The following is a 22691-nucleotide window of genomic DNA, read 5'->3' as shown; positions in this document are numbered from 1 at the left end:
ACGGCTTGCTATATTCAACCGCTGATTGAATGTCTTCGCCATTGCAAGGCACAACATACGTACGATTACGCTTCGCTAATCGTACCTACACACTGAAGCTCCCATGCATCCGAAACGCAATCAGAACGGATGTATCCACCTCGTCCGCGCAGGTCAAATTTAAAAAACAGATATTCAAGCTCGTAATAATTCGTTTTTCGAATAAAAAATATGCGCTTAAATCTGCAGTGTATCGCTGATCATCAGCAGGACAAGAGACAAAATACACTGGAGTTAGTTTAGAAACTAGCACCGCAATCAAAAAGGTAAAGGGCTAGCAATGAAACTGACATCCCACCGCATAAAGAAAATACTACTGCTATCAATGACCATATCTACCGGAGCATTTGCTACTGACGGTTATTTTTCGCATGGCTTCGGCGTCAAGTCACAAGCGACAGGTGGTATCGGCATCGCTCTACCGCAGGACAGCCTGGCGGCGGCCACCAATCCAGCGGGGACGGTATTGGTGGGGGACAGGGTTGACGCAGGTGTAAGCTGGTTTGCCCCCAGGCGTGGTGCAGACATTACCGGCAATGGCGCGCCAGGTGCCAATGGCAGTTATGACGGTAATGACACAGGTAATTTTTTTATTCCCGAGATTGCCTATACAAGGCAATTGTCCGCTGCGGCAGCAGTTGGCATCGCCGTCTATGGCAACGGTGGTATGAACACCGACTACAGCAAGAATCCATTTGGCGCGTTTGGCAGCAAGGGGCGGGCTGGCATTAACCTTGAACAACTGTTTGTTTCACCATCGTTTGCCTACAAGCTCAATGACCAGAATGCGATAGGCATCAGCGCAAATTTCGCTTACCAGCGTTTTTCTGCTAATGGACTGAGCGTATTTTCAAGCAATTCTATCGATGCGGCTAACCTGACTGATCGCGGAACGGATGCGTCAAACGGATGGGGCTTTCACCTGGGCTGGAATGGCCAGATCACGCCAGAACTCAGTCTTGGTGCCACATGGGCTTCCAAAGTAAAGACCGGCAATTTTGAAAAATACCGTGGCTTATTTGCCGACCAAGGTGGCTTTGACATACCAGAAAACTATGGACTGGGAATCGCCTTCAAGCCAGCACCAGGCCTGACACTGGCGGCAGATGTGCAAAGGATTAAATTTGCCGGTGTCAAATCCATTGCCAACCCTCTGGCCAATTTATTTGCGGGCAACCCGTTGGGGTCAGCAAATGGACCAGGTTTTGGCTGGCGTGATATTACGGTGGTAAAAGTCGGTGCGATTTACGAGTACAATAAAGCACTGGACTTGCGCGCTGGTTACAATCATGGCGGGCAGGCAGTACAAAGCGATCAGACTTTTTTCAATATTCTTGCGCCAGGTGTCGTGCAAGACCATCTGACTTTTGGTGCTACGTTTAAAAATACGCCGAATACTGAAATCAGTTTTTCTTACTCGCATGGCTTCAAGAAAACCATCAATGGCGTGAATTCTATCCCCGCTCCGTTTGGTGGTGGCAACGCGAATGTCAGTCTGAGTGAAAATATTGTCGGCATTGCATTCGCCTGGAAACTGTAAAAAATAATTGAAAAACGAAGCTGTCAAAACAAGTAAGCAGAATGGGCAATTAGAATAAGCAACCGAGTTGTTGGGCCTGTAAATACAAGATATAAAAGAATGACTAACCTGGCTATTTATACTTCTTTGGCGGGCGGCGCATTGATAGGCATCTCTGCCGCTTTGTTGCTGTGGGCCACGGGCCGCATTGCAGGCATCAGCAATATAGCGGGCAATTTGTTTGCCGCCAGTTCTGGTGAACGCTGGTGGCGCGCGCTGTTTTTACTGGGCCTGATAGGCGGCGCGGGCATTTATTATGTCGTCGCTGGCCATGCACCAGCTGCACGGGAACATTTTCCACCCTGGTTACTGGCCGTTGCTGGCTTGCTGGTTGGCTTTGGTACCTCGCTGGCGAATGGCTGTACCAGCGGCCATGGCGTGTGCGGGATAGGGCGCTTGTCGACACGCTCATTCGTAGCCACACTCCTGTTTTTATCGACAGGCATCGTTACCGCGCTGGTCGTTCGCCATCTTTTCAAGGTATTTTGATGACATCCTTAGTGTTCAACCTAAGCAGCCTGGTGGCGGGTCTCTTGTTCGGCTTGGGGCTGGCGATATCCGGTATGACCAATCCCGGGCAGGTCCTTGATTTTCTTGATCTGGCGGGCAACTGGAATCCGGATTTGCTATTCGTATTGGGCGCTGCCGTCACCGTGACTGTCATTGCATTCAGGTGGATACTGAGCCGGAAAAAACCACTGTTTTCAGATCATTTCAATCTTCCAACACTAACGGCGATTGATCGCAATTTGGTCGCCGGGTCCATTATCTTTGGTATCGGCTGGGGAATCAGCGGGTATTGCCCCGGCCCTGCCATCGCCTCTTTGGCCAACCCCAATTGGGAGACATGGGTATTCTTGCCAGCCATGTTGGTGGGTATGTTGTTGCAGCGTCGCTTGCAGGCTGCCAAAATTAAAAAACAGTAGTGCTTATCTCATCCGGCATGGGCTGGATAATCGACTTGATGCACCGCACATATCGTCCCAGTACATAGCTGTTACTGACTAACCGGAAACGCCAGCACCACATCACCCGCACCCTGAATTTTTAACTGTTCTTCAAATTGCCACTGGCGGTAATAATGGGCCTTTACCGGAATGATCGTTCTGGGATGAGGCAGTGCAACCCATACCGCGTGGTCGCCCGACTGTGACATCTTCTTGTGAAACTGTGGTTCGAACTTGATGGTCATCATGTCTCCTCTGTTTTTAGCGTCCCACTGTAGATGACAGCAGCTTCTGTATTGCCGGTCAGCGAATACAGGCATGTCGAAAGCAGAAAATGGCCGTCCTTTGAAACAGCTTAATTCAAGCTTTCTTTTCTAAGAAGGAATAGTTTTACCTATGAAAATGCGCTATTTGCAGACATCAATGCAGGCATGGGCGTGGGATGAGAGCTTTACGATAAAAATATCAAATTTACATGTAATTTTCATTTTAATACTATAATGGCTCGTAACATTTTTCTAACGGCACGGTATTTTTTTGGAAATGGAGACACACATGTCGGACATCAATCGCACAAGCTGGGATTTTTTGGCCGATACCTATTGGTACGTGACCTATCCAGATCTGCCCGCCCTGCAATTTTCAGCAAGCGACAATCTGCTGAACTGGAAAGTCGATCAAACCGTCTGGCATATCTCCGGCTACAAAAACGGCTATTTCTGGGGCGTGTCATCGGCCATCATTGTTGACGCTGGCGAAAGCAGCAGTGGTCCACGTGCATCCCCCCAGCAACGCAGCATGGTGGGTACAGTCACCGCCAATGGTCAGGTGCAGATCAGCTTTATCCGTGGCGGCGGCCTGCGCGAATCCATCGTCACCGGCTTTGGCCACATGAGCAAGCTCGACCAGCAATGGGTATTCCAGATGCAAATGGCCACCTCCGGCGGCGGCGAAGAAACCCTACACTGGGCCAATATGCTGGAAACCAAACGGGGCGATCCCAACTGGAACAATCTGCCAGGCGTGAACTGCTCGGTGCCGTCTATGTTGGAAGGGGCTAGTTATCCCCAGGTTGGGTAAGGGTAAATAGTGCTGGTGTTCCTGAAGTGTAATTTTCCGAGAACACAGTTTATTTGTTTAGGAACGCCTGATAGTAGAAAAAAACGTCTTCTTCGCTACCAAGCGTAATGCGTTTAGATACCTTCATCCAAGGCCAGAACAGCATCCCAGAACTAGTTTTTAGACCAGGAAACTTTTGCCCGAAGAGGTTGACTATTCCCCATTCCGCACCGTGATTCCGGCGGCTAACCTCACCCAAATAGCTGCCAAAAGCCTTTGCAAACTGCATGACTTGTGCTTCAGTTGGCTTGGGTGTCGTCTCCATGTATGAAGAATGCATGCGAGCCAACGTCTTCTCAACTTCTTCTATGCTGGCATCAGTCCAGTCAAGACGCACACCAAATTGATTCTTCGCATAATCGACCGCATCCAGAGAATAGGCTTCGGCTATTTTCTGGATGTTGGGATCTGCGCTGAAGCTCTGATTTGCTTTGTCGTCCGCGAAAGCGGAATTACCAAGAAAAAATAGTACTATAGAAAAAAGAATTTTGAAAAATTTCATGAACAAAATAGTCAGATTATTGCGAACGTCTTGAGTGGTTAATTTTCTTGAAGATACAAGAAAGCGTTTGTGAATTGCTGAGTCCAAAATCCGTGCAATTGTCCATTCGCATATGTTGCTGGCTCTTTACGAATATTTTTTATTTGACGTTTTGCGTAACTCTGCAATTCGGCTATTGCATTGTTTCTGCTAGTCGCATCAATTCGAGCTAGCAGTTCTTTTGAAATCAAGTGTGCTTTTAGGCGACCATCTCTCTGACTATTGACAATAAATTTTTCATTATTGATATCTACTTCGCTCACTTTAAACAAAGTTCTCAACTCAGCAGTGTCTAACACCAAAAATCCATGTTCATGCGCTTTTTCTCCAACAGGAATTCGTTGGTCTTCAACTAGCAGTAAATATCCGTTTTCACGAAGTGCGCGATTGATAATTGATGGGGCTGTATTTGAAGATGAAGATGAAAACAAATCTAGCCAGTCTTTCGGCGGTATTTCGTGAAGGACATTGCACATCACAACAATATCAATGGATGCATTGTCTTTGATTTCGAAAAACCTTGCTTCTGACTCGAAATACCTTTTCTCATAATCTGGATAATATTCCTTGATTAAGGCTTGGCAGGTCTCTTTATCGGCTGGAAATTCATCAAAAGCAAAATAGGATATTTTGCCAGAGATTTGCGATTGTTCATCTGCTGTAAATTGTGCGGTTAAACCCTCAAGCAGTCTTCCCTTTCCCGCTCCAAAATCAAGAATCGAAACTGAGCCTTCGGATTGCTTCGCATTTATGAATGTAGCAATCTGATTGATTTGAGGATCATTTTTCTGTAGGGGAGCAACTGTGGGAGGCATTAAGCTTTCGACTGCATAAGTTGTCGCAGCAAGTTCTGCAGGTAAACCGGTAAATGTGTTTAGTTGACCTATGCGTTCATCATCACCAAGAAGACCATTTAAAACTCTTTCAGGATGCCTGCCAGCGTGACAAATCCGACCATTCTCCATAAACCATAGAGCCGACGGATCTTTACTGTAAATATAGGCGAGTAAAGGGATAGAATGTGTGGCAATCCAAAACTGAGCGTTTGGTGCTGCTGAACTTATTTTTTCGATGATATCGATAGCTACAGATGGATGGAGATGGTTTTCAAGTTCGTCCAGAACGAAAACTGTGTCGTTCAATACGCCATTCCTTGCGTGTATTGCGACGGCTAACTGCAAGAGAATTATCTGACCATCTGAAAGCCCTGCATTTAGGAATGATTTATTAAAAATCATTACTTCACCGGCAGGCGAACGTTGAATTTCCTCTTCCATTAAAGCCAAAATTAAATTTTTTAATCGGCTATAGGATTCAGTCAATTCATGTTTACTTGGATGGCCTTCGATTTCGACGAATTCAGGGTGCGTAGCATTCCACCAAAGGTTTTGAACTTGCTGAATATATGCACTACATATCGTTGAGAGATCTTCAATTCCTAAACTTTGTGCTGACGAATACTTTTCAATAAGCTCCCCAAGGCTCATGTAAAGTGGATCTAAAAGAAGTAGCTTCTTTGGAACAAATTTTAATGACTTGATAGGTGAGCTATTTTTGAGAGTGATTGTGTTATGAAGTCTTTCGTAGGCGCGTGTAGCTAAAACAAGCTCATTTTTCCACTTTTCGTCATTTGGTTTTTGCTTATCTTCTTCAATAATTTTTTCTATTTCTTTAATTGAATTTGAGAAAGCAATAGATTGAAATAAATTTTGGTCACGATATGCAATCAATTCTTCCAATTTCTTTAGTAGCCTTGTCTTGCCCGAGCCGTTCTTCCCAGCAATTGCCACATACTTTCCCAGGCGAGACATGTGAATGTCAGCTAAACCAAGTTCGCTCGCCTCAATCTCGGGAATATGAAATTCACTGATCAGCATAATTAAGTGTAAATATTATAATATTCACCATATTACATTTAGCTGTCAATTATTGCTTCAAAATTTTGAATCTGCTCTCTTAACTACGGTAATTATTCAACTAGCCTCACTCCCCACCCCAAAACCTCACCCACTTCGACACCTCATCATCCGGCCCCACGCTGCGGTTTGTGCAGATGTTGGATTTGCCCCAGCCGTTGTCTTTCAGCAGGCCGTCATCGGTGATGTAATACGCGGTGTGGTAATACTCGGTTTCTTTTTCGAAATTTGGTTTGTGGATGATCATTGTTTGTAGCATGGTCGGCATGTTGCGGCCATCCTTGGTCTTGCAGTTCCATTTGACGGCAGAACCGCTGTCATCTACCCGTATGGTGCCACGGTCATTGCTTTTGGGTTGATCCCACTTGATCTGGTACACCGCATACGGCAACTTGTCGGCAACGGCCTTGAACTGCGGGTTGTTCTGGTCTGCGGGTATGGTGTCGACCACGATCAGGGCCAGGTTTGCATTGCGGCGAAAAGGCATCGAGCGGTAGGCGCGGCTTTCTTGCACCCAATAGCTGACATAGTATTTACCTGCACGGGTTTCATATACCTTGCGCAGCGAAGGCTTGGCATACAAGGCCGCGCGCGATTCCAGCACCAGCTCATAATTCAGTTTTTCACCCCTGACGTTGATGGCATTGTAGGCAAATTCACGGAATTTTTTGTCCGTGGCCATACGGCTATAGATGGGGCTATCTGCACGCTGGGTGACGACGTTGGATTTGGTGTCCATGGCTGGCATGTCCGTCCAGGTCTGCGCGTGGCAGGTCATGGTCACGCTGGCAAAGCCGATGCTGGCCAGCGTCGCGCACAAGGCAAGGCGTAAAGTCTTCATAGGGTTATCAGGGTAAAAGAAAATCAGACGATGGCAATATTGTTGACCAGCGAAAAATGCTTGAGTCTGTTGACGATCTTTTCGGAAGACACGGCCACGGTAAACACATGGTAAGCGCCGCCATTAATCCAGAAAGTGACATACGATACGCCACCCGGTGTCATGGTGACACTCGCGCTGCTTGGGGTATAGGCCGTGGCAGAGGTCAGCGTGGTTGTGATTCGGTCACGGGCCATGCCGATTTCCCAGCGCAAAATCTGTTCTGGTTGCAGGGCGATTTGCCCTGTTTTATTGATCAGGTAAATGGTTTTGCTGTCGTAATCAAGCGCCATGGCATTGCCTTCATCAATGTCAAGGCAATTGTCGTCTGTGAACTTGCAAAAGGCATGCACTCTTTTCTCAAACTTCTTGCGCTCGCGCCGGTTGTGCCCCAGACCATAAATGACATTACCTGCTATCCACAACAGCACCGGCAACGCCAATATATTTTTAATGTACTGGAAGCTGATGGTTTTTTCTATCAGGTAAATCAAAAAGCAACCGATCAACACGTTCCTGACAAAATTCAGCTTTAGTAAAGACAACATCTTGTATAGACCTCGCGTTTGGTTCAAAAAAAGGGCAGTAACCGACACAAGACTGGCCCAGCACTTGCATTACGAGGGGATATTATAATTGTAAGGGCATGTTAATTATTCAATCATCGTTGGTGATTGTGTAATTAAACGTTACAGGTGGGTGGGTATAGCAGGGCGGGTGAATAAAAACGGTCTGCATGGATTCATGCAGACCTGTGGTGTAACGGTACCTTAACTGCAACCAGTACTAAGACCGCAGACTTGCTTAGTGATCATTATCAATCAACTGAATTTCCAGTGTCCCCTTGGCGGCGGCGTCTACGACAATGGGATACAGGCGCTTGTAGGCAGGGCGGCTGGCACCGATGGACATATTGTGTTTGTCCGTGACAGCACTGGTGCCCACCAGCAGGCAGCCAGACGTATCGGCCTGTGTGTTACCACAGTGGATCAGGATATATTCAAAGCCAGGCACGTCCTGGATATGCAGCATGCCGCGATGGATATCCGGGAACAGTACTTTGTACTGCTCATTGTGCTTGCCTTCCGTGCGCAACTTCACCTTGTAAGTACCGGCAGGGATACGGGTTTCGTTCACCAGTTTCGTGACGCGGTATTCATCTTCCAGGCCAAAACAGACAAAACGTCCATCCACGGTGATATGGCTGATGGTGGTTTCATCGTCAGAGATGAAACGGTCGACTACTATTTTCATGTAAATCTCCTCAATGATTGTAAATCAGTTAGAAAAAAGCATAACCCAGTTCAATCGCTATCCAGGGTTTGCCATTGTCTTTATATCCGGTATCCGGGTTAACGCGGTCTGCACCCACAACAAAGCCCATGTGAAACTTACCTTTTACAGTTTCTAGCAGTCCTATACCGTAGCTGAAGGCTGTCAAGTTTTGTGTTTTATCCTGTCCATTGATGTTCTGGGTTACTGGTATTTGACCAGCACCCATAAAACCAACTAACTGTAGGCCAAGACCCCAGTAAGCGTTTTCATTTCTGTATCCCAAGTATCCTCCTACTGAAGTGCTACCCGTCAAATTTTTCGATCCGGTTAGATGATATTTGTATGGGACCATCATTGTTCCATACGTCAAACCGATTCGATCAGGTGGAGCGGCTACAATCTCGGCTTGTAAAAAAACGAGTACATCCCCTTCTTTGGCAGTATTATTTGCACCGACGCACATTGTTGAGTCTTCTTTTTCTTTACTGATATCGGTAACAACAAAAGCATGTTGAATATCGCTACTGTTATTGATTTTTACTTTTAACTTACCAATGCCCCGGAGTTTTGTAGCTTTTGGTAGGCAAGCCAAGATCGGCGTTATCATTTCTTTCGTCAGATCGACCCTATATGCCGATCTTCCATACCGAAATTTAATTTGATCACTCTGATAGTTGACGTCATCGTTATCTGCTAAAACGAAACCAACCTTCGTCTGTGCATCGTTCGGCGTTGTCTCAGCTTTAGTATCAACTGTAACTTTTGTATCAACCGTAGTTTTAGTATCAGCGGCGGTTTTAGTATCAGCGGCAGTTTTAGTATCAGTAGCAACCTTGGTATCAACTGTAACTTTAGTGTCAACTGTAGCTTTAGTGTCAGCGGCAACTCTAGGAACTACAGTGGTGTTATCGGTTGGTGCAGGAGAAGTTTTTTGCGTTAAAGCAGGCGGCGTCTTGCATGCAACAGCCAACAGTTTATCAATATCTTCTGGCGAGTATTTTTCTTTCAAAAACATGGGCAGCCATTTTTCCATGCAAGTCACGGCAAGGCAGTTTTGTGCCGATACGGCTAAGGCAAGAAAAATCAGGCTCTTTTTAATGACTGTAAACGGGTCATATTTTTCGCGTGAGGCAAACTGGTTTTTGACATAATTGATCGACACAATATCCTCCCTTTTTATTTTGTAAACGATAGTTTTTCTTGAAAGCACATGTTGCCAGCCGGCCACTGATAGAGTGCATCTTCCCACCCAACATCTGTCTGTTATTGATCAGAAGCCTTAATGGTTTCCCCAAATCAACGCATGCACATTTCCAGTCAATATTTGCGCCGGAATTGCGCTCAGCCAGAAAGAAGTCATAATTTGTTGACAAATTAAGCATAAAATTTGTCAACATAAATTGCATCATCCAAATGGATGAGATGACTGTATTTTTTATATTTTTAGAAAAAATGGCTTTCCCGATGATATTTCCCGAGTGGAAATTTTCATACGGAAAATTGGCATGTAGCACCAAGGGGAAACTGTGGCTCAGTGCTACGACACCTTATCGAATCAGATCATTACCCAGTTTTATGAGGGGATATTGACTCCGTCATCCTGGAATAACGGTCTGCGTCTTTTGTGTCAGATGATAGGCAGCGAACATGTTGCCCTGACCACCCTGAACCGGCAGACCAATACTGTGACAGTCAATGAAAGCATAGGCCTGACTGATGCCTGTCGCGACGAATTCAATGACCACTATTTTGCCTATGATCCCGCACTTGGCTGGGTAGACAAGATAGCGCTTGGCGGCTGGTACATCGATCATCAGCATATTGGTGTTCAGGCTATGCAGCACAGCGTTTTTTATCAGGATTTCATGCGCAAATTTGGCCTGGGATCCATCAATGTGTCACCTGTATTGCGTGATGGGCCGAACAATAGTTTTCTGGTGATACAGCATGGAATAGGGCAGCCTTTCCATCGCCAGTATGCAACAGCAAACATGGCACCCATTACACTGCATTTGCAACGGGCCTTGCGTCTGCGTCAGCATTGTGAAGGAATGACCCAAAAAGCCGATCTGGCCTTTGCCATGCTGGCGCAATTGCGATCTCCCATGTGCATTGTTGATGCTGCCGGGCAGCTTGTTTTTGCCAATCAGGCTGCCGAAGCCTTGTTCCGCCGGCAAACCATCTTGCATGTAGCGTCTGGCCGCCTTGGCCTATGCGGCACTAACAAACTGCGGCTAGTGAACTTGATTCGTTCCGCCTGTGGTAGCGATGGCCCTTGCATAGCAGGCGGGGTGCAAGCCAGCAAGATGACCGACAAGCTGCAACTGCAAATCCTGGTCACGCCTGTGCCGGTTCAGCATTCGCTGTCATCGACACCTGCGCGACCAATGGCGCTGGTACTGGTGCATGACCCGGAACTGCCGTTTTCAAGCGGGACTGAGCTGTTAAGACAAATATATGGCCTGACCAATTCCGAGGCCCGTATCGCCCTGCTGATATTGCATGGCGCCAGTCCTGCAAAGGCTGCGCTACAGGCCTGCGTGTCCGTGGCAACCGTGCGCAGCCAACTGCGGTCCGTCTTCCGTAAAACAGGCACGACCCGACAAGCTGAATTGATGCAGCTGTTGACTGCGATATTGACACTGGGTACCAGGCAACACTAAGCAATTTGCAAAAATTAAGCCGCATTAGATTGCAAACTGTATTTTATGGATACCTGTCTATAACAAGTGTTTTACAATCTGCTATATCTTTAGATAGAAAGTGATCAATATGAAACCATGGCGTAAGTTGGCCAGCAAATCTATTGTCGATGATCGCTGGATCACCCTGCGAGCTGATACCTGCGAATTGCCCAATGGCAAGACCATTTCACGTTACTACGTCCTTGAAGAGCCTGAATGGGTACATGTGTTTGCCCAGGATGCGGATGGAAAGATACTCGTGGTCAGGCAATACCGCTATGCAGCGAACGTGGTCTGCACAGAATTGCCCGGTGGTGTCGTGAATTCATGGGAGTCGGTACTGAAAGCAGCACAGCGCGAATTGCTGGAAGAAACAGGCTACACGGCGTCAAGCTGGACCCTGGCTGGAAAGTATTACGCCAATCCGGCACGCCAGACAAACAGCATTCATTTATTCATTGCACGCGGTCTTCAACGGCAGGCTGAAAAAACACTGGATGTCAGCGAAGACATCATTGAATCTTTCGCCCATCCATCCGAGGTGAAAGCAATGATCGCGAGTGGCGAGTTTTCTCAATCACTGCACATTGCTTCGTTTTATATGGCTTTGGATCAGGTGATGCTGTGAATAATATTCATCCAAGTGAGATAGTTTGTTGCGGTTAACATAGAATAGATGCAACTTTGTGAGTAAAAAAATTACAAACCGAAAGTAAAAAATGAAGCTTATTTCAATACTTTTTTCCTGATGTTTTTTTTAGTTTTTATACTCGTTTCAATGATCGAACTATTCGGAGTCGATATCAGGAGGTTTATTCTCCCGTTTATATTTCTCTTAATCGTCTCAACCATGATTTTATCAATTCGGCATGTTTTATTGCTAAAAATGACGTTGTTGAAGGAGACAAAGCATCAGGTCAAATTTCTACATTCAAGCACGATGATAAATCTCAGTACGACGATAAATAACTGCATCGTACTTCGTCAATTGTTTGCTACACAGGCTACATCTCCCTTGTTTGCCTTGGCTTGCGATTTGCATAGAAAGTCGCATTCGAACTGGTATTCGTTAGTGTAAATGCGAAAATGGATATGAGGCTTCACTAAATGGAAGAGTTTTTTCGACAGTTAAATCTCATGAGCGACCCACCAAAAAAAATCAAAAAAATCCTCCGCAAAGTTACGAAGATTGTTTTGTCTGTAATTTTAATCTTGATGATTTTCCCTGCCGCCGTCTTATACGCCAACTGGTCTGCGGAAAATGAAGCTAAGGCATTTTGCGATGCGGTTGATACAGGTTCGAATATTTCCCTGGCAATTATAAAATTTGAGACAAAGATCGGAGAAAAAGAAACATTACATTATGAATTTAATGACGGAAGAGGACACCGTTTCTTATTCTCCGGTTTTATGTTTGACAAAGCTCAATGTACTGTTCAGTCAGACCGGGAGGGTAAGGTGTTGTCCAAGGTTTCGGAAATGTTGTACGACTGAGTGCCTGACTGACTTGATCTTTTTTTACATCTTTTCAAATGCAAATATGAGAAAAAATTCAAATCATTAAAACGCGTAAATATGATTGTTGTCTTGGTGTTTATAATTGCATTGACTATGGTGTAAAAACTATGCATTCAAATTTAAAAACCATTTTTTGTGTCTTGGCATAAGTCTCGTTTGAGGATGCAAAATATTGTTTCCTTGGGCACCATTTTGGGTGGACTTGTCTGTTATCGCTGTAGGGATTTCAGTATTTTTATTTTCTTCACCAAAAGAAACGCATCCTGACAATGAGAAAAAAAGTAGTGATAATTTGATTGGCAAGAATGATTTGTAATTTTGAATTTTCAGACTTTTCGGTTTATTGAGTTGAATGATGAGATACAAACGAAAGTTGAGTTTAAATGAATACCAAGCGATTATTGTTTAATGCATCACTTATTGTTGTGATGGCTTGTCAATTCATGCAGATTGCCGAAGGTAAGGATTTGACAGTTTCCGTGGTTTCGACCAAGTTGGAAGCATTGTCCAAACAGCTTTCAAGCGGCGAAGTCGCAAGCGTGGAAATAGTGTGGATGGATCCAACCGCTGTGATGTCAATTCCGTTGTCTCCCGAATCGCTTGATGTATCTTATGACCTTAAACTGAAAATAGAAAAACTGCCGATTCGGAGCAAATTGACGAGAGAGTTAATTCAGGCGATAAAAAATACCGCAATAGTGCACTATGACAAAAAATGGGAAGAAGACGTTCGATGGAGAGTGAAGTTCTTTGCACAAAATGATGACCATACTATTGTGACTTTGTATTTTTCAGGTGGATCATATAAGGGTGTTTCACTTGGCGTTGTAGATGGTAATGTGGTGTATTTTAAGAATGGGTTGTATAGGTGGTTGACTTCGAATTTTCTATCTTCATTCAATCACATTAGTAGATGAATTCAGTTGGCGACGCACATGGCTGATGTCGTTAGGATGTGCAAGCACCTGATGACGATTAGCTTGCTGTATCGCCAGGTACACTACCTTCATGGATTACCAAGGTCATTGTCAACAACGGCAGCACCTGCACTGCGCTTAATAGTGCAGGGTAGCTGACTGTCACCAGCAATAGCGACAGTATTAATGAAAAAAAATTATTCATATTCCTATGGACTTGTTTCGTCTTGTCTTCATTGGCAACATGGATTATTTACTTTTATTTTTCTGCGTCCCATTCATACCTTGTAATGATGACTGTTGCATCAGTTGCAAATTTATTTATTGCATTGTGGATTGTCTATAAGTCTAATTGTACTTGGCGAACTCTCGTACCCATCGCATTGGTTTTCTTAGTTGGGCAGTGGTGGCTAATCGTGTGGTTTTTGGTGATTTTTGTGTGGAAAGCTAAAGGCTTTGCGCCTTAAAAATTAAGGGGAAGTTTGAAATTGCGACATTCCTGACCAAATCGCTGTATCTTTTAATGTATGTGGAAGCTTAGGTCAGGTCTTACATCCATAAGACCTGCCCCTTTTTTATGGATTGCCTGACCAAGCTTCGTTGGAGGCTCAAAGGGTATGGCTTGGTCCAGGTATTAGAACAGATGTAGGGGTAGACATCTGTCATTCTGTGACGCACTGTTCGAACGATCTTGGTAAGGAGCCTAATGTCTGTACACCAAAAAAATAGTATTCGAATAAAACAATGGCGCGGTTTTATTATTAGTCTGCCTTGTGTAATTTTTTTGCTCTTATTTATCGATTACAACGAGCCTATTAGTCGAGAAGAAAAATATATGTTCTTACTCGTTTTTTTTATTGGAATTTTTGGATTTTTACTTTATTTTTATGATATGAATAAGAATTATAAAAAACATGATTCTGATAAGAGTCAATAGGTGTATAAACAGATGAGAGCCTGTAACTATGTCTGAGTAAGCTCTTTTTGGACTACGGCTCTCCCCGATTTAACCTACGATTATGAGACAACAATTTTGAGTCATGTTCAAAGTATAGAAAATCCGATAGCCCAACAAAAACCACTCGCTTTCTCTTTGGATGCGAGTGGTTTTTTATGAGTAGGTTTTCGATAAGACCGCTAAAAATCGTGGCTATAAAAGCTAAATTTTTATTATGAATTACTTTAAATTGTTTCGCATTCTTCTTGCCATTTTGGTCGCGCCAATTGTGCCAGGTTTGATATTTGCAATTCACGATTTATTTAACACCAGCCCTGTCGGAGGGGCGTGGTATTTTACTTTTTCAGCATTGTTGGGATATCCAGCTACATTGCTATTGGTACTGCCTTCGTATTGGTGGCTATCCCGTAATCGAGCCCTGACATTGCCTCTTTTCCTATGGCTGGGAATGATACTAGGAGCCTTGGTTTACTTTTTGTTTTTTTTCATTGGTCTGATTGGTGCGGATTTTGAAAAAGTTCAAATGGGATTCAGATCATCTATGGGATTTATGCTAGTAAGCAGCCTGTGTGGAATGATGGTGACTGGATGCTTTTGGATAATAGCGCGTCCAGACAAAAAGTGACTTATTCGTTGAAAGGCAAAAGAGAAACTCTTTGGTGTAGGTATCATGTTCAATATAAATGGCATAACTCGATTGATAAAGCGAAAGAAAAATGTGAATGTAAAAAATAAAATTGAAACCTCGCTTTTTAGATTGCCTATTGCTTTTCTAATCGCACCTGCTGTACCTATTATCTTTATTTATGTAGTAATGGTGTCGCTAAAGTTGCAGTACGAGGCTGATTCCATGGCCGAAAGTTTAGGAATATTCGCTTATTTTTTTACTTTCTTTATCGGTGCGCCTGTGTATTTTATTTTGCATCGCTATAAGTTTTTTAGTTTAAAAGCCTATTTGACTTTCGGTGCACTGATTGGGGGAACAAGCTATGTGCTTGTGATAGCTTTTATTTTATCTAAGGTGCAATACCCATTTTTGGTTTTTAAGAACACAATTGGATTGTCTTTGTTGGCCATAGGGTGTAGCACGATTGCAAGCTTTTCGTTTTGGCTTATTGGAATAAGGCCAAGTAAAAAATAAGTCGGTTGAACCTGTAAAAATATCGATGTAAGTTCCCCCGGAACTATTGGTGAGCGTTGATACGCTCACCAAATTTTATACCCCTGCCTTTTTCCGTCACGGTCACCAGACCATCTCTACCTCCATCACAACTGATCAAGCCGTCGGCACAGGCATCTTCCCAGATGCACAGGCGCGGGCAGGTGCTGTGCCAGGCGTCCAGAACCTCTGTATAGCTGCGCGGTTGCTGCTGTATCCATTCCAGCATTTGCAGCGTCAGGCTGGTGTGGGTGTCGGGCATGATGTATTCCCCCTGAACTGAGTTGAGCCTGGATGCGCTTATAAGATGTGCAGCATCCCCGCGATGGCACCGGCGGCAATCAGGATGACGGGGTTGAGCTTGCTGCGCAAGACGATGACAGCGGCCAACAGTGTGATCACGTCAGTGCGCCAACTGGCATTGTCCAGTTGGGTGAACAGGCAGGCCGTGGCCAGCAAGAAGCCGATGGAAATCGGCGCAAAGGTATCGCGTACTGCGGCTGTCAGCCGGGTGTTAAGGTTGGATGTCTTCAGGCTGATGACGGACAGGGTCAGCAGGGTAGATGGGATGATGACTGCCAGGGTCGTCACTATGGCACCAGTCCAGCCGGCAATCAGCCAGCCCACCAGGGATATGAACAATAAATTGGGACCGGGTGCCGCCTGTGCGATGGCATAGGCAGAGGCGAATTGCGCGCTCGTCACCCAGTGTTTTTCAGTGACGACAAAATGGCTGATGTCAGGTGCCATCATCACCAGGCCACCACCGACTGCCATCATCGACAACAGGGATAAATGCAGGCACAGGTCCAGCATGGGGGATTGATCATCCATTTTTATCTTTCAGAAAATAAGCGACGATGCTGCCGGGTAGAGCCAGCAAGACAAACACGACAATCAGGCGCCATTTGAGCAATGCCAGGCCCGCAAAAGCCAGTGCCATCAACACCGCCTGCAAAGTGGCATGACGGCTGAGCAATTTGATTTTTCCTGGACTGCCAATTTCACCCGTATCGCCAGTCTTATCTGTCTTGGCCATCTTGCCCGTGTTATCCGCTTTACCAAACAGTAGCATCGCCATCTTGATGGCAGTTGCCAGTACCAGGCCCGCTGCAACGGCTGTCATGCCGGTCAGCGCGTCTTGCACTATGGCCAGCGTGCCAAAATGCTGATAGGCAACGCCAAGTGCTATCACCAGCAGAAAAGGTGCAATGATCAGGCCAGCCATGGCGGCCAGGGCACCTGCTATGCCAGCGTAACGCTTGCCTATCATCAATGCAATATTGCAGATGGTCGGGCCGGGCAAGACCTGGCTAAGGGCCAGATAGCGGGCGAATTCGTCTGCACTTAGCCAGCGGTATTGCTCGACCAGGGCGCGGTAGGCAAAGGGCATGACACCACCAAAACCAGTCAGAGCAATTTTTGAAAAGGCAATAAACAGGCGCGCCGGTGACAAGCTGGCAGGTTCAGCAAGGGTAACTGCGGGCAATGGAGGATTCAACATAAGACACTCATGGAAGCGATGAATTTTTTTGTGAGATCATCTTCACGCCTGGGCAATTAAAAGTACAATGAATTTATTTAGACGATTGATTCATTTTTCTTATGAAAATCGATATTCTCGGCGTACAGGCTTTTGTGGCCATTGCAGACCATGGCAGTTTCAACAAAGCGGCTGATGTGTTGCATGTCACGCAAACGGCGGTGACGCAGCGATTGCGCAATCTGGAGATTTTTCTGGGGGTGACGCTGCTGGAAAGAACCACGCGTTCCATCGCCCTGACCAGGACGGGGCAGGATTTTTTGCCGCAAGCCCGGCGCCTGCTGCAAGAACTATCAGCAGCATTGACCGAGATACACGAAACCGGCAAAGCCCAGCGCGGTGATGTGTCAATAGCCTGCATACCGACGGCGGGTGTACGTTACCTGCCGCAGGTCATCCGCGACTATTCGGCATTATTCCCTGATAACCGTATCAAGATACTCGACCACGCATCGGTCGGTGTTGCCGAAGCTGTATTGCGACGTGAAGCCGAGTTTGGCATCAACCTGGCTGGCCCCAATCATCCTGAACTGACCGCCACGCCTTTGCTGCAAGATCAGTTTGTGCTGGTCTGCCGCGACGACCATGCGCTTGCCAGACGCAAGAGCGTCACCTGGGCACAGTTGCAGTCACACCCGCTGATCTTTGCTGGCCAGGCAAGCGGTAACCGTGCCTTGCTCGATGGTTATCTGGGTAGCGAAAGCCTGCATGGTGGCCAAGGCGACCAGGGCGGACAAGCTGGCCTGAGCCTGCAAATACATTACGAAGTACAGCGCAACTCCACCGCCCTGGGCCTGGTGGAAGCCGGCATCGCTGCCGCCATCGTGCCCAATCTTGCCATGCAAAAAGGTACTTATCCGCGCCTGCGTGTGATCAAATTGCAAGGCCCTGTCATTTCCAGAACCCTGGTCCTGGTCGCCCGCAAGGCCGCCCGCCTGTCACCGGCGGCACAGATTTTGTATGACATGATTAAAAATAGCCGGGTTGTTAAATAGGGTAAAAGTAAACTTGACAGGCTTTATCTAAGACTGTCAAAGGGCACATTCGTTCCGCATGAAGTTGAATTAGGGCATGCCAGATATGATTGTGCTACGCAAGTTTTGCATAGATAATAGGTCGCGTAGGTGCGAATAGCTCTGCGTATTCGCACGCATGTGCTGTTCTGACAGCGTTACCAAACTTAAATAGCTGGAATGCTGAGGACCATTTTTTTCAGTCAGATGTGTTTACCCGCGAAACTGGGAATGTATGAATGCAGCTCGTCGGGCGATTCGCAACGCGTAACCTGTCCTGTAACATGTGTGCGAATACGCATGGCTATTCGCACCTACGCGGATTTAAACTTTATTTCGATTTCCAGCGTTATGCCAGCACAGTCAAACCCATCAAGGAAGTAAATTGAAAATGAAACGACGAGATATTTGTCTTTATATTGGAACAGCGTTGACTGGCTCTTTGGGGGTAATGAAAAATTCAAATGCTGAGGCATGGGTGATGGATGACGGGGAATCAGAGATTACACCTATCTACACGATGACTCACACAGATGGTCGGGATTTTACCTTTGTCCGTGCAGCTTTTTGGTTTTGGGAGGCCAAGAAGTCCGTCAAATTATCATCGACCGGTTCAATCACTGTCAATGGCATTGAGCTGAAAGGTGAGCTAGATTCCAAGGGAATGTTTTCTTATGTTGGAAATATTCCTGTAACTGAAGGCGAATTGACGTTCAAGCTAGTTCGTAATCCAAGTCGAACAATGGCGCACAGTTTCGATTTACCAAAACTGGGTATTCTTGAATATCCAGCAAGTTATAGACCGCATGAGCCAATTAGAGTGCCAGTAAAATACGTTCCACCAGCGCTTGGAAAAACAACTTTTGACATGATAATACATACGCCACAGAGAGCTTTCGATCTTGTTAGTCGGATTCAAGGCGATTATCTTGAGTTTATGCCGATCATTAAACTACCATTGCCAGCGGGTACATTTGAAGCGACCATTTTTAAGCAGCATCGGACACCACTGAGAGATATCTCAGATGCAAGCAAAACTGGATGGGCAGTGGCATCAAATGGAAAAAAATTTAAGATCGAAATTTTGGATTCGAAGTAATTAAGCTTCCTTTTTTTTCAACTTCAAAACGATATTCCTGCCACGGCGACCAGGTAGAAATGTCGTAATGTAAGACTTGACCCCGGTTTTTGAGCGGCGAAATCCCTGATGAAAGAATTGACGATTTTCTTTTGCCGGAGCTAGATAAAAACCGGTAAAGAGATCGTTATGAAAGCAGCAGCAATCCCAGCTTTTTTGACCTTATGCTTCTGGCTTCGCGGACCACGGCTTTTCTAGAGGTAATCAAAAATACTTTGCCCATGATAGACCCGCGTAGCCAAGAATAGATGTTACGAGGCCAGATAGTAAAATTCCTTCAATTGGAAAATCAAGAACCCAACCAAATCCTAGACCAGCAGCAGAGGACAAAAGTATCCTAAGAAATGGCCGGTTTTTTTGCCTGTCGCCAGGTCCACTGTCAAACGCGATAATGGCACCAATCATAAATCCAAAACATGCAAATGCAGCCGCATGCTGCGGCCATGAAGTATTCCCTGCGTCAATAATTCCAAAACCAGCAAAAAGCACTGTACAGATTACAACAATAGCGACGCCTAGTTTAATCGAGGTTTCCATGATCTTCTATCGAATCGCAAAAAATATGGAGTTTTTCCAAAGTACACGACATTTCTAACGTCGGCAAATTACGTCGCTACCGGATGCCATTCTTTGCAAGGTCTTTCCAATAGATAGTGGGTCTTTTTTTAAAGATGAGTTGCTTACTGCCATTTTCAGCTTCTTTCTGAAATGCATTTGGATGTGTCCTTAAAACAGCACTAAGTTTACAATTCATAAAAGTCATATTAGCTAAAATAGCGATATCAAAATTGGTGCGGCTCAACCCTTAACCGGGTTTGCAATTGAATAATCAAAGTATCCAATAAAAATTGGATCATCTGCGATCGGCCTGGAAACCTTAGCTGGATCATATCCGAACTCATATTGCACGACTATCCATCGGGCCAGATGTATGCCTTTGCGATATGCAGTTGATAAAACATTGTTTTTGAACGACGAAGAATAAGATATTCCGTTAAATAATTTTTCCAGGTTGACCAACTCAAAATTAAAACTGTTGCTCTCCTGCGCATCTAAATCGTAATATCCAACGCCACAAAAATCTTGCAAAACATCTGCGTCAGCATCCCCTTCGTCACTTCGAAGGCCTACCCAAACTGACACCACACCTTTTTTCCTAAAATCTTGATCGTAATAATCGTCGTCATCGGAATAATCTCTAAGTGCCATAATCGCCCACTTGTTTGAAAATATATGAATGAAAAGATCTGATCCGCTACCCAGCAGAGTTGATTCGCATTCCCCCTACTTAGTCAAAATCAACGCCTTCAACACTTCCGCCGCTGGCCCCTGGTTGGCCCAGGTCTGGCTCAGGTCGAGGTCGCCGTTGGTGCTGACCAGGATGAGGATGTTCTGGGTTTGCAAATCCACCAGGTTGAGGATGCGCACGCCGGCTATCCAGCCCTGGCGCTCGACGATGATGGTGGGGTTGCGTTCGTCAGCGCCTTTGAAGGGGTAGGACCAGACGCCGATGGCGCCGCCGACGGCATTTGGTTTGACCATTACGTCACGGCTTTTTTGCGATAGCAGTTTGTTGTTGATGAAAGCCAGGTCAAAGGCGTGCAGATCTTTCAGTGTGCCAAAGCTGGAACCGGCCGGGCCGTAGCTGGCGAAATTGACTTCGGGTTCGGGTTTGCCACCCAGGCTGCCGTGGATATGTTGTTTGGCGTCGGGCAGGGCGGCGGTGTAGTAGCTGGCGCTATCCATGCCCGCTTGCGTGAAGATGCGCTGTTGCAGCAGCTTGATAAAGCTTTGCTGGTTGATTTTTTCCAGCAGGGCGCCCAACACGATATAGTCGCAATTATTGTAATCAAACTTGGTGCCGGGGGCGGCATTGCCGGGGCTGGCGCATATACCGGTGGCAAATTTCTGGATGTCATCACCGCTGTTGGCGTTGAGCATGTGAAAAGCCGGGTTGCTCATGTCATTGTACAGGCCCGAATAATGGGTCAGCAGTTGCCGCAAGGTGGCGGCACGTGCCTGTGGGTTGGGGTAGTCGGGCCAGTAGGTGCCCAGCGGCTGATCCAGTTGCAGCTTGCCGGCTTCCACTTCCTGCATGACGAGTATGGCAGTCATTTGCTTGGTGATGGATGCAAAGCGGAAGGTCTGCTTGCTGTCCTTGACGGCACCCAGACTTTTTTCCAGCAAGATTTTATCGCCGCGTGCAGCAAAGACAATGCCCTGGAAACCGCTGTTCTTGAGGTTTTTGACTGCCACTTCCAGGCTGGGGATGTTGCCAGCGGGTGCGGCAATGCTGTGGGCGGTGGTGAACTGGGCGGCAAGCAGGGCGATGGTGACAAGTGTGGTACGAATGGCTGACATGAAATGCTCCGTGCAAGAAACAATATTTGGCAAGACCGCTATGGTTTTTTTGCCTGTGCGCACAGTGTAACAAAAGCATGTGTTCAGTGGGATATGGGGAAATGCACTATCTGATAAATATAAGTTAAACCATGGTCTTGTCATTGTTTGACAAAACCAGGGGGATTTTTGCAACAGTTATATCCTGATAGGGCTGTCGTATTTGCCACTATGGTTGACCTGGGATTTACTACGATTTACTTCCTTCATCGGCAGACAAGGCGTCTCCTATTGCATAAAAATGTCCGCCTGCAATGTAGTGAAGGCTACGCCAGGCCGGGTCGGCTTCTTCGAAGTTCCAATGCCCGTTGTTGAAAACGCGAGTATCTGCCCATGCACCCACGACTTCGCCAATAAAAAGGTCATATTTTTCTTGATTGCCTGGTTCTACCATCAAGCGGCAGGCAAGCCAGGCGGAACAACCCGCGACGAAAGGCAGGTCATGGCCTTCGATATTGAACAGTTCCACACCCGCGTTCACCAATTTATCCGGTTCTGTGAAGCGGCTACGGGTACCGACTTCATGCGTCAACTGCAATTGCGCTACGGTTGGCACCTGAATCACGAAAGAGCCGCTTTTTTCGACAAGCTCACGCGTCTGGGCAGTTTTATCGAGTACTACCGTCAGCTTTGGTGGCGCGAAATCCAGCCCACAGCACCATGCTGCGGCCATGACGTTATCTATGCCGCCATGACGAGCCGACACCAGGACGGTGGGACCATGGTTAATCAATCGATAGGCTTTCTGCAGTTCGACGGGTTCAATATGGCTGTTCACTGGATTTCCTCAAATATGTCGCTACTTTATAACGCTACTTTTGCATGCACCTTGACGCACGGCTTTCGGGCTGATGATACAACATCAGCCCGATTCTGTAGCAAGTGCAAATAGCAAGCCATTTTACTGTTTTGCTCTGGACAGTGTATTAGAACTCATTTCATAAATAGGGGTGAGATGCGTTTGCCTCATAACGAGGGCTGGCAAGGGTAGAGCAGGGGTTTCGTGCAGCATGCTGCACGCCTGCGTACGACGTGCGCTTACCAGCGCACACTGGTGCAACTGAT

At 46.1% G+C, this 22691-nt stretch carries 26 protein-coding genes; 12 read left to right on the top strand and 14 right to left on the bottom strand.

Annotation, left to right across the window (positions count from 1 at the left end):
- Positions 1-364: 364 nt before the first annotated feature.
- The 3 genes from H8L32_RS16650 (at position 365) to H8L32_RS16640 (ending at position 2544) form a co-directional block, all read left to right on the top strand.
- Positions 365-1579: an OmpP1/FadL family transporter gene (locus tag H8L32_RS16650; protein ID WP_230412273.1), complete on the top strand. Its 1215-nt coding sequence runs from the start codon at positions 365-367 to the stop codon at positions 1577-1579.
- Positions 1580-1678: 99 nt separating this feature from the next.
- Positions 1679-2107 carry a YeeE/YedE family protein gene (locus tag H8L32_RS16645; protein ID WP_186948385.1) on the top strand — a complete coding sequence of 143 codons (429 nt, stop codon included), beginning with the start codon at positions 1679-1681 and terminating at the stop codon, positions 2105-2107.
- The gene (locus tag H8L32_RS16640) at positions 2107-2544 is read left to right on the top strand and encodes a YeeE/YedE family protein (RefSeq protein WP_186948384.1); all 438 of its coding nucleotides are present in this window, start codon (positions 2107-2109) and stop codon (positions 2542-2544) included. The genes H8L32_RS16645 and H8L32_RS16640 overlap by 1 nt, the downstream gene beginning before the upstream one ends.
- A gap of 71 nt (positions 2545-2615) precedes the next feature.
- Here the strand turns inward: H8L32_RS16640 and H8L32_RS16635 are convergent, their stop codons facing one another.
- On the bottom strand, positions 2616-2810 hold the full coding sequence (locus tag H8L32_RS16635) for a hypothetical protein (RefSeq protein WP_186948383.1): 195 nt from the start codon (positions 2808-2810) through the stop codon (positions 2616-2618).
- Between the two features lie 310 nt (positions 2811-3120).
- Between H8L32_RS16635 and H8L32_RS16630 the strand changes: the two genes are divergently transcribed.
- Positions 3121-3645 carry a hypothetical protein gene (locus H8L32_RS16630; protein ID WP_186948382.1) on the top strand — a complete coding sequence of 175 codons (525 nt, stop codon included), beginning with the start codon at positions 3121-3123 and terminating at the stop codon, positions 3643-3645.
- A 49-nt stretch (positions 3646-3694) separates the two neighbouring features.
- On the opposite strand, the gene H8L32_RS16625 is transcribed toward H8L32_RS16630, so the two are convergent.
- The 6 genes from H8L32_RS16625 to H8L32_RS16600 all read right to left on the bottom strand — a co-directional run bounded on the left by H8L32_RS16625 (position 3695) and on the right by H8L32_RS16600 (position 9458).
- Positions 3695-4186 (bottom strand): hypothetical protein, encoded by a 492-nt coding sequence (locus tag H8L32_RS16625; protein WP_186948381.1) that lies wholly within the window; start codon positions 4184-4186, stop codon positions 3695-3697.
- A 38-nt stretch (positions 4187-4224) separates the two neighbouring features.
- A complete protein-coding gene (locus H8L32_RS16620) occupies positions 4225-6102 on the bottom strand; it encodes an AAA family ATPase (protein WP_186948380.1) in 1878 nt (625 codons plus the stop codon).
- A gap of 106 nt (positions 6103-6208) precedes the next feature.
- Positions 6209-6982 carry a hypothetical protein gene (locus H8L32_RS16615; RefSeq protein ID WP_186948379.1) on the bottom strand — a complete coding sequence of 258 codons (774 nt, stop codon included), beginning with the start codon at positions 6980-6982 and terminating at the stop codon, positions 6209-6211.
- Between the two features lie 23 nt (positions 6983-7005).
- Positions 7006-7569: a hypothetical protein gene (locus tag H8L32_RS16610; protein WP_186948378.1), complete on the bottom strand. Its 564-nt coding sequence runs from the start codon at positions 7567-7569 to the stop codon at positions 7006-7008.
- 256 nt (positions 7570-7825) lie between these two features.
- Positions 7826-8275, bottom strand: coding sequence for a DUF5675 family protein (locus H8L32_RS16605; RefSeq protein WP_186948377.1), 450 nt, complete (start codon positions 8273-8275; stop codon positions 7826-7828).
- A gap of 28 nt (positions 8276-8303) precedes the next feature.
- Positions 8304-9458 carry a hypothetical protein gene (locus H8L32_RS16600; protein ID WP_186948376.1) on the bottom strand — a complete coding sequence of 385 codons (1155 nt, stop codon included), beginning with the start codon at positions 9456-9458 and terminating at the stop codon, positions 8304-8306.
- Positions 9459-9822: 364 nt separating this feature from the next.
- Here H8L32_RS16600 and H8L32_RS16595 point away from each other — a divergent pair, with 364 nt between their 5' ends.
- The 6 genes from H8L32_RS16595 to H8L32_RS16570 all read left to right on the top strand — a co-directional run bounded on the left by H8L32_RS16595 (position 9823) and on the right by H8L32_RS16570 (position 15514).
- Entirely contained in the window at positions 9823-10959 is a 1137-nt protein-coding gene (locus H8L32_RS16595; protein ID WP_186948375.1) for a helix-turn-helix transcriptional regulator, read from the top strand.
- A gap of 109 nt (positions 10960-11068) precedes the next feature.
- Positions 11069-11608 (top strand): NUDIX hydrolase, encoded by a 540-nt coding sequence (locus H8L32_RS16590; protein ID WP_186948374.1) that lies wholly within the window; start codon positions 11069-11071, stop codon positions 11606-11608.
- A gap of 509 nt (positions 11609-12117) precedes the next feature.
- Positions 12118-12474, top strand: a complete 357-nt coding sequence (locus H8L32_RS16585; RefSeq protein WP_186948373.1) for a hypothetical protein — start codon at positions 12118-12120, stop codon at positions 12472-12474.
- Positions 12475-12881: 407 nt separating this feature from the next.
- Positions 12882-13415: a hypothetical protein gene (locus H8L32_RS16580; RefSeq protein ID WP_186948372.1), complete on the top strand. Its 534-nt coding sequence runs from the start codon at positions 12882-12884 to the stop codon at positions 13413-13415.
- A 1172-nt stretch (positions 13416-14587) separates the two neighbouring features.
- Positions 14588-14998, top strand: coding sequence for a hypothetical protein (locus tag H8L32_RS16575; RefSeq protein ID WP_186948371.1), 411 nt, complete (start codon positions 14588-14590; stop codon positions 14996-14998).
- A gap of 45 nt (positions 14999-15043) precedes the next feature.
- Positions 15044-15514, top strand: coding sequence for a hypothetical protein (locus tag H8L32_RS16570; protein WP_186948370.1), 471 nt, complete (start codon positions 15044-15046; stop codon positions 15512-15514).
- Positions 15515-15557: 43 nt separating this feature from the next.
- On the opposite strand, the gene H8L32_RS16565 is transcribed toward H8L32_RS16570, so the two are convergent.
- From H8L32_RS16565 to H8L32_RS16555, 3 genes are read right to left on the bottom strand one after another with little or no spacing between them, the layout of a single operon-like run.
- Positions 15558-15794, bottom strand: coding sequence for a hypothetical protein (locus tag H8L32_RS16565; protein WP_186948369.1), 237 nt, complete (start codon positions 15792-15794; stop codon positions 15558-15560).
- Positions 15795-15832: 38 nt separating this feature from the next.
- Positions 15833-16366, bottom strand: a complete 534-nt coding sequence (locus H8L32_RS16560) for a chromate transporter (protein ID WP_186948368.1) — start codon at positions 16364-16366, stop codon at positions 15833-15835.
- The gene (locus tag H8L32_RS16555; protein ID WP_186948367.1) at positions 16359-17036 is read right to left on the bottom strand and encodes a chromate transporter; all 678 of its coding nucleotides are present in this window, start codon (positions 17034-17036) and stop codon (positions 16359-16361) included. Before H8L32_RS16555 ends, H8L32_RS16560 begins: the two co-directional genes overlap by 8 nt.
- Before the next feature lie 101 nt (positions 17037-17137).
- Here H8L32_RS16555 and H8L32_RS16550 point away from each other — a divergent pair, with 101 nt between their 5' ends.
- Positions 17138-18070, top strand: a complete 933-nt coding sequence (locus tag H8L32_RS16550) for a LysR family transcriptional regulator (RefSeq protein WP_186948366.1) — start codon at positions 17138-17140, stop codon at positions 18068-18070.
- A 409-nt stretch (positions 18071-18479) separates the two neighbouring features.
- Entirely contained in the window at positions 18480-19187 is a 708-nt protein-coding gene (locus H8L32_RS16545; protein ID WP_186948365.1) for a hypothetical protein, read from the top strand.
- Between the two features lie 243 nt (positions 19188-19430).
- Here the strand turns inward: H8L32_RS16545 and H8L32_RS16540 are convergent, their stop codons facing one another.
- From H8L32_RS16540 to H8L32_RS16525, 4 genes are all read right to left on the bottom strand, one after another.
- Positions 19431-19763, bottom strand: a complete 333-nt coding sequence (locus tag H8L32_RS16540; RefSeq protein WP_186948364.1) for a hypothetical protein — start codon at positions 19761-19763, stop codon at positions 19431-19433.
- A 261-nt stretch (positions 19764-20024) separates the two neighbouring features.
- Positions 20025-20435: an immunity 22 family protein gene (locus H8L32_RS16535; protein ID WP_186948363.1), complete on the bottom strand. Its 411-nt coding sequence runs from the start codon at positions 20433-20435 to the stop codon at positions 20025-20027.
- A gap of 75 nt (positions 20436-20510) precedes the next feature.
- Entirely contained in the window at positions 20511-21587 is a 1077-nt protein-coding gene (locus tag H8L32_RS16530) for a serine hydrolase domain-containing protein (RefSeq protein ID WP_186948362.1), read from the bottom strand.
- A gap of 229 nt (positions 21588-21816) precedes the next feature.
- Positions 21817-22404, bottom strand: coding sequence for a flavin reductase family protein (locus tag H8L32_RS16525; RefSeq protein WP_186948361.1), 588 nt, complete (start codon positions 22402-22404; stop codon positions 21817-21819).
- Positions 22405-22691 lie beyond the last annotated feature (287 nt).

Source organism: Undibacterium hunanense (genome assembly GCF_014284335.1).
In the GTDB taxonomy this organism is placed as follows: Bacteria; Pseudomonadota; Gammaproteobacteria; order Burkholderiales; family Burkholderiaceae_D; genus Undibacterium; species Undibacterium hunanense.
Note: the sequence above shows the minus strand (reverse complement) of the source record. Positions and strands in the feature narration are given on the sequence as shown.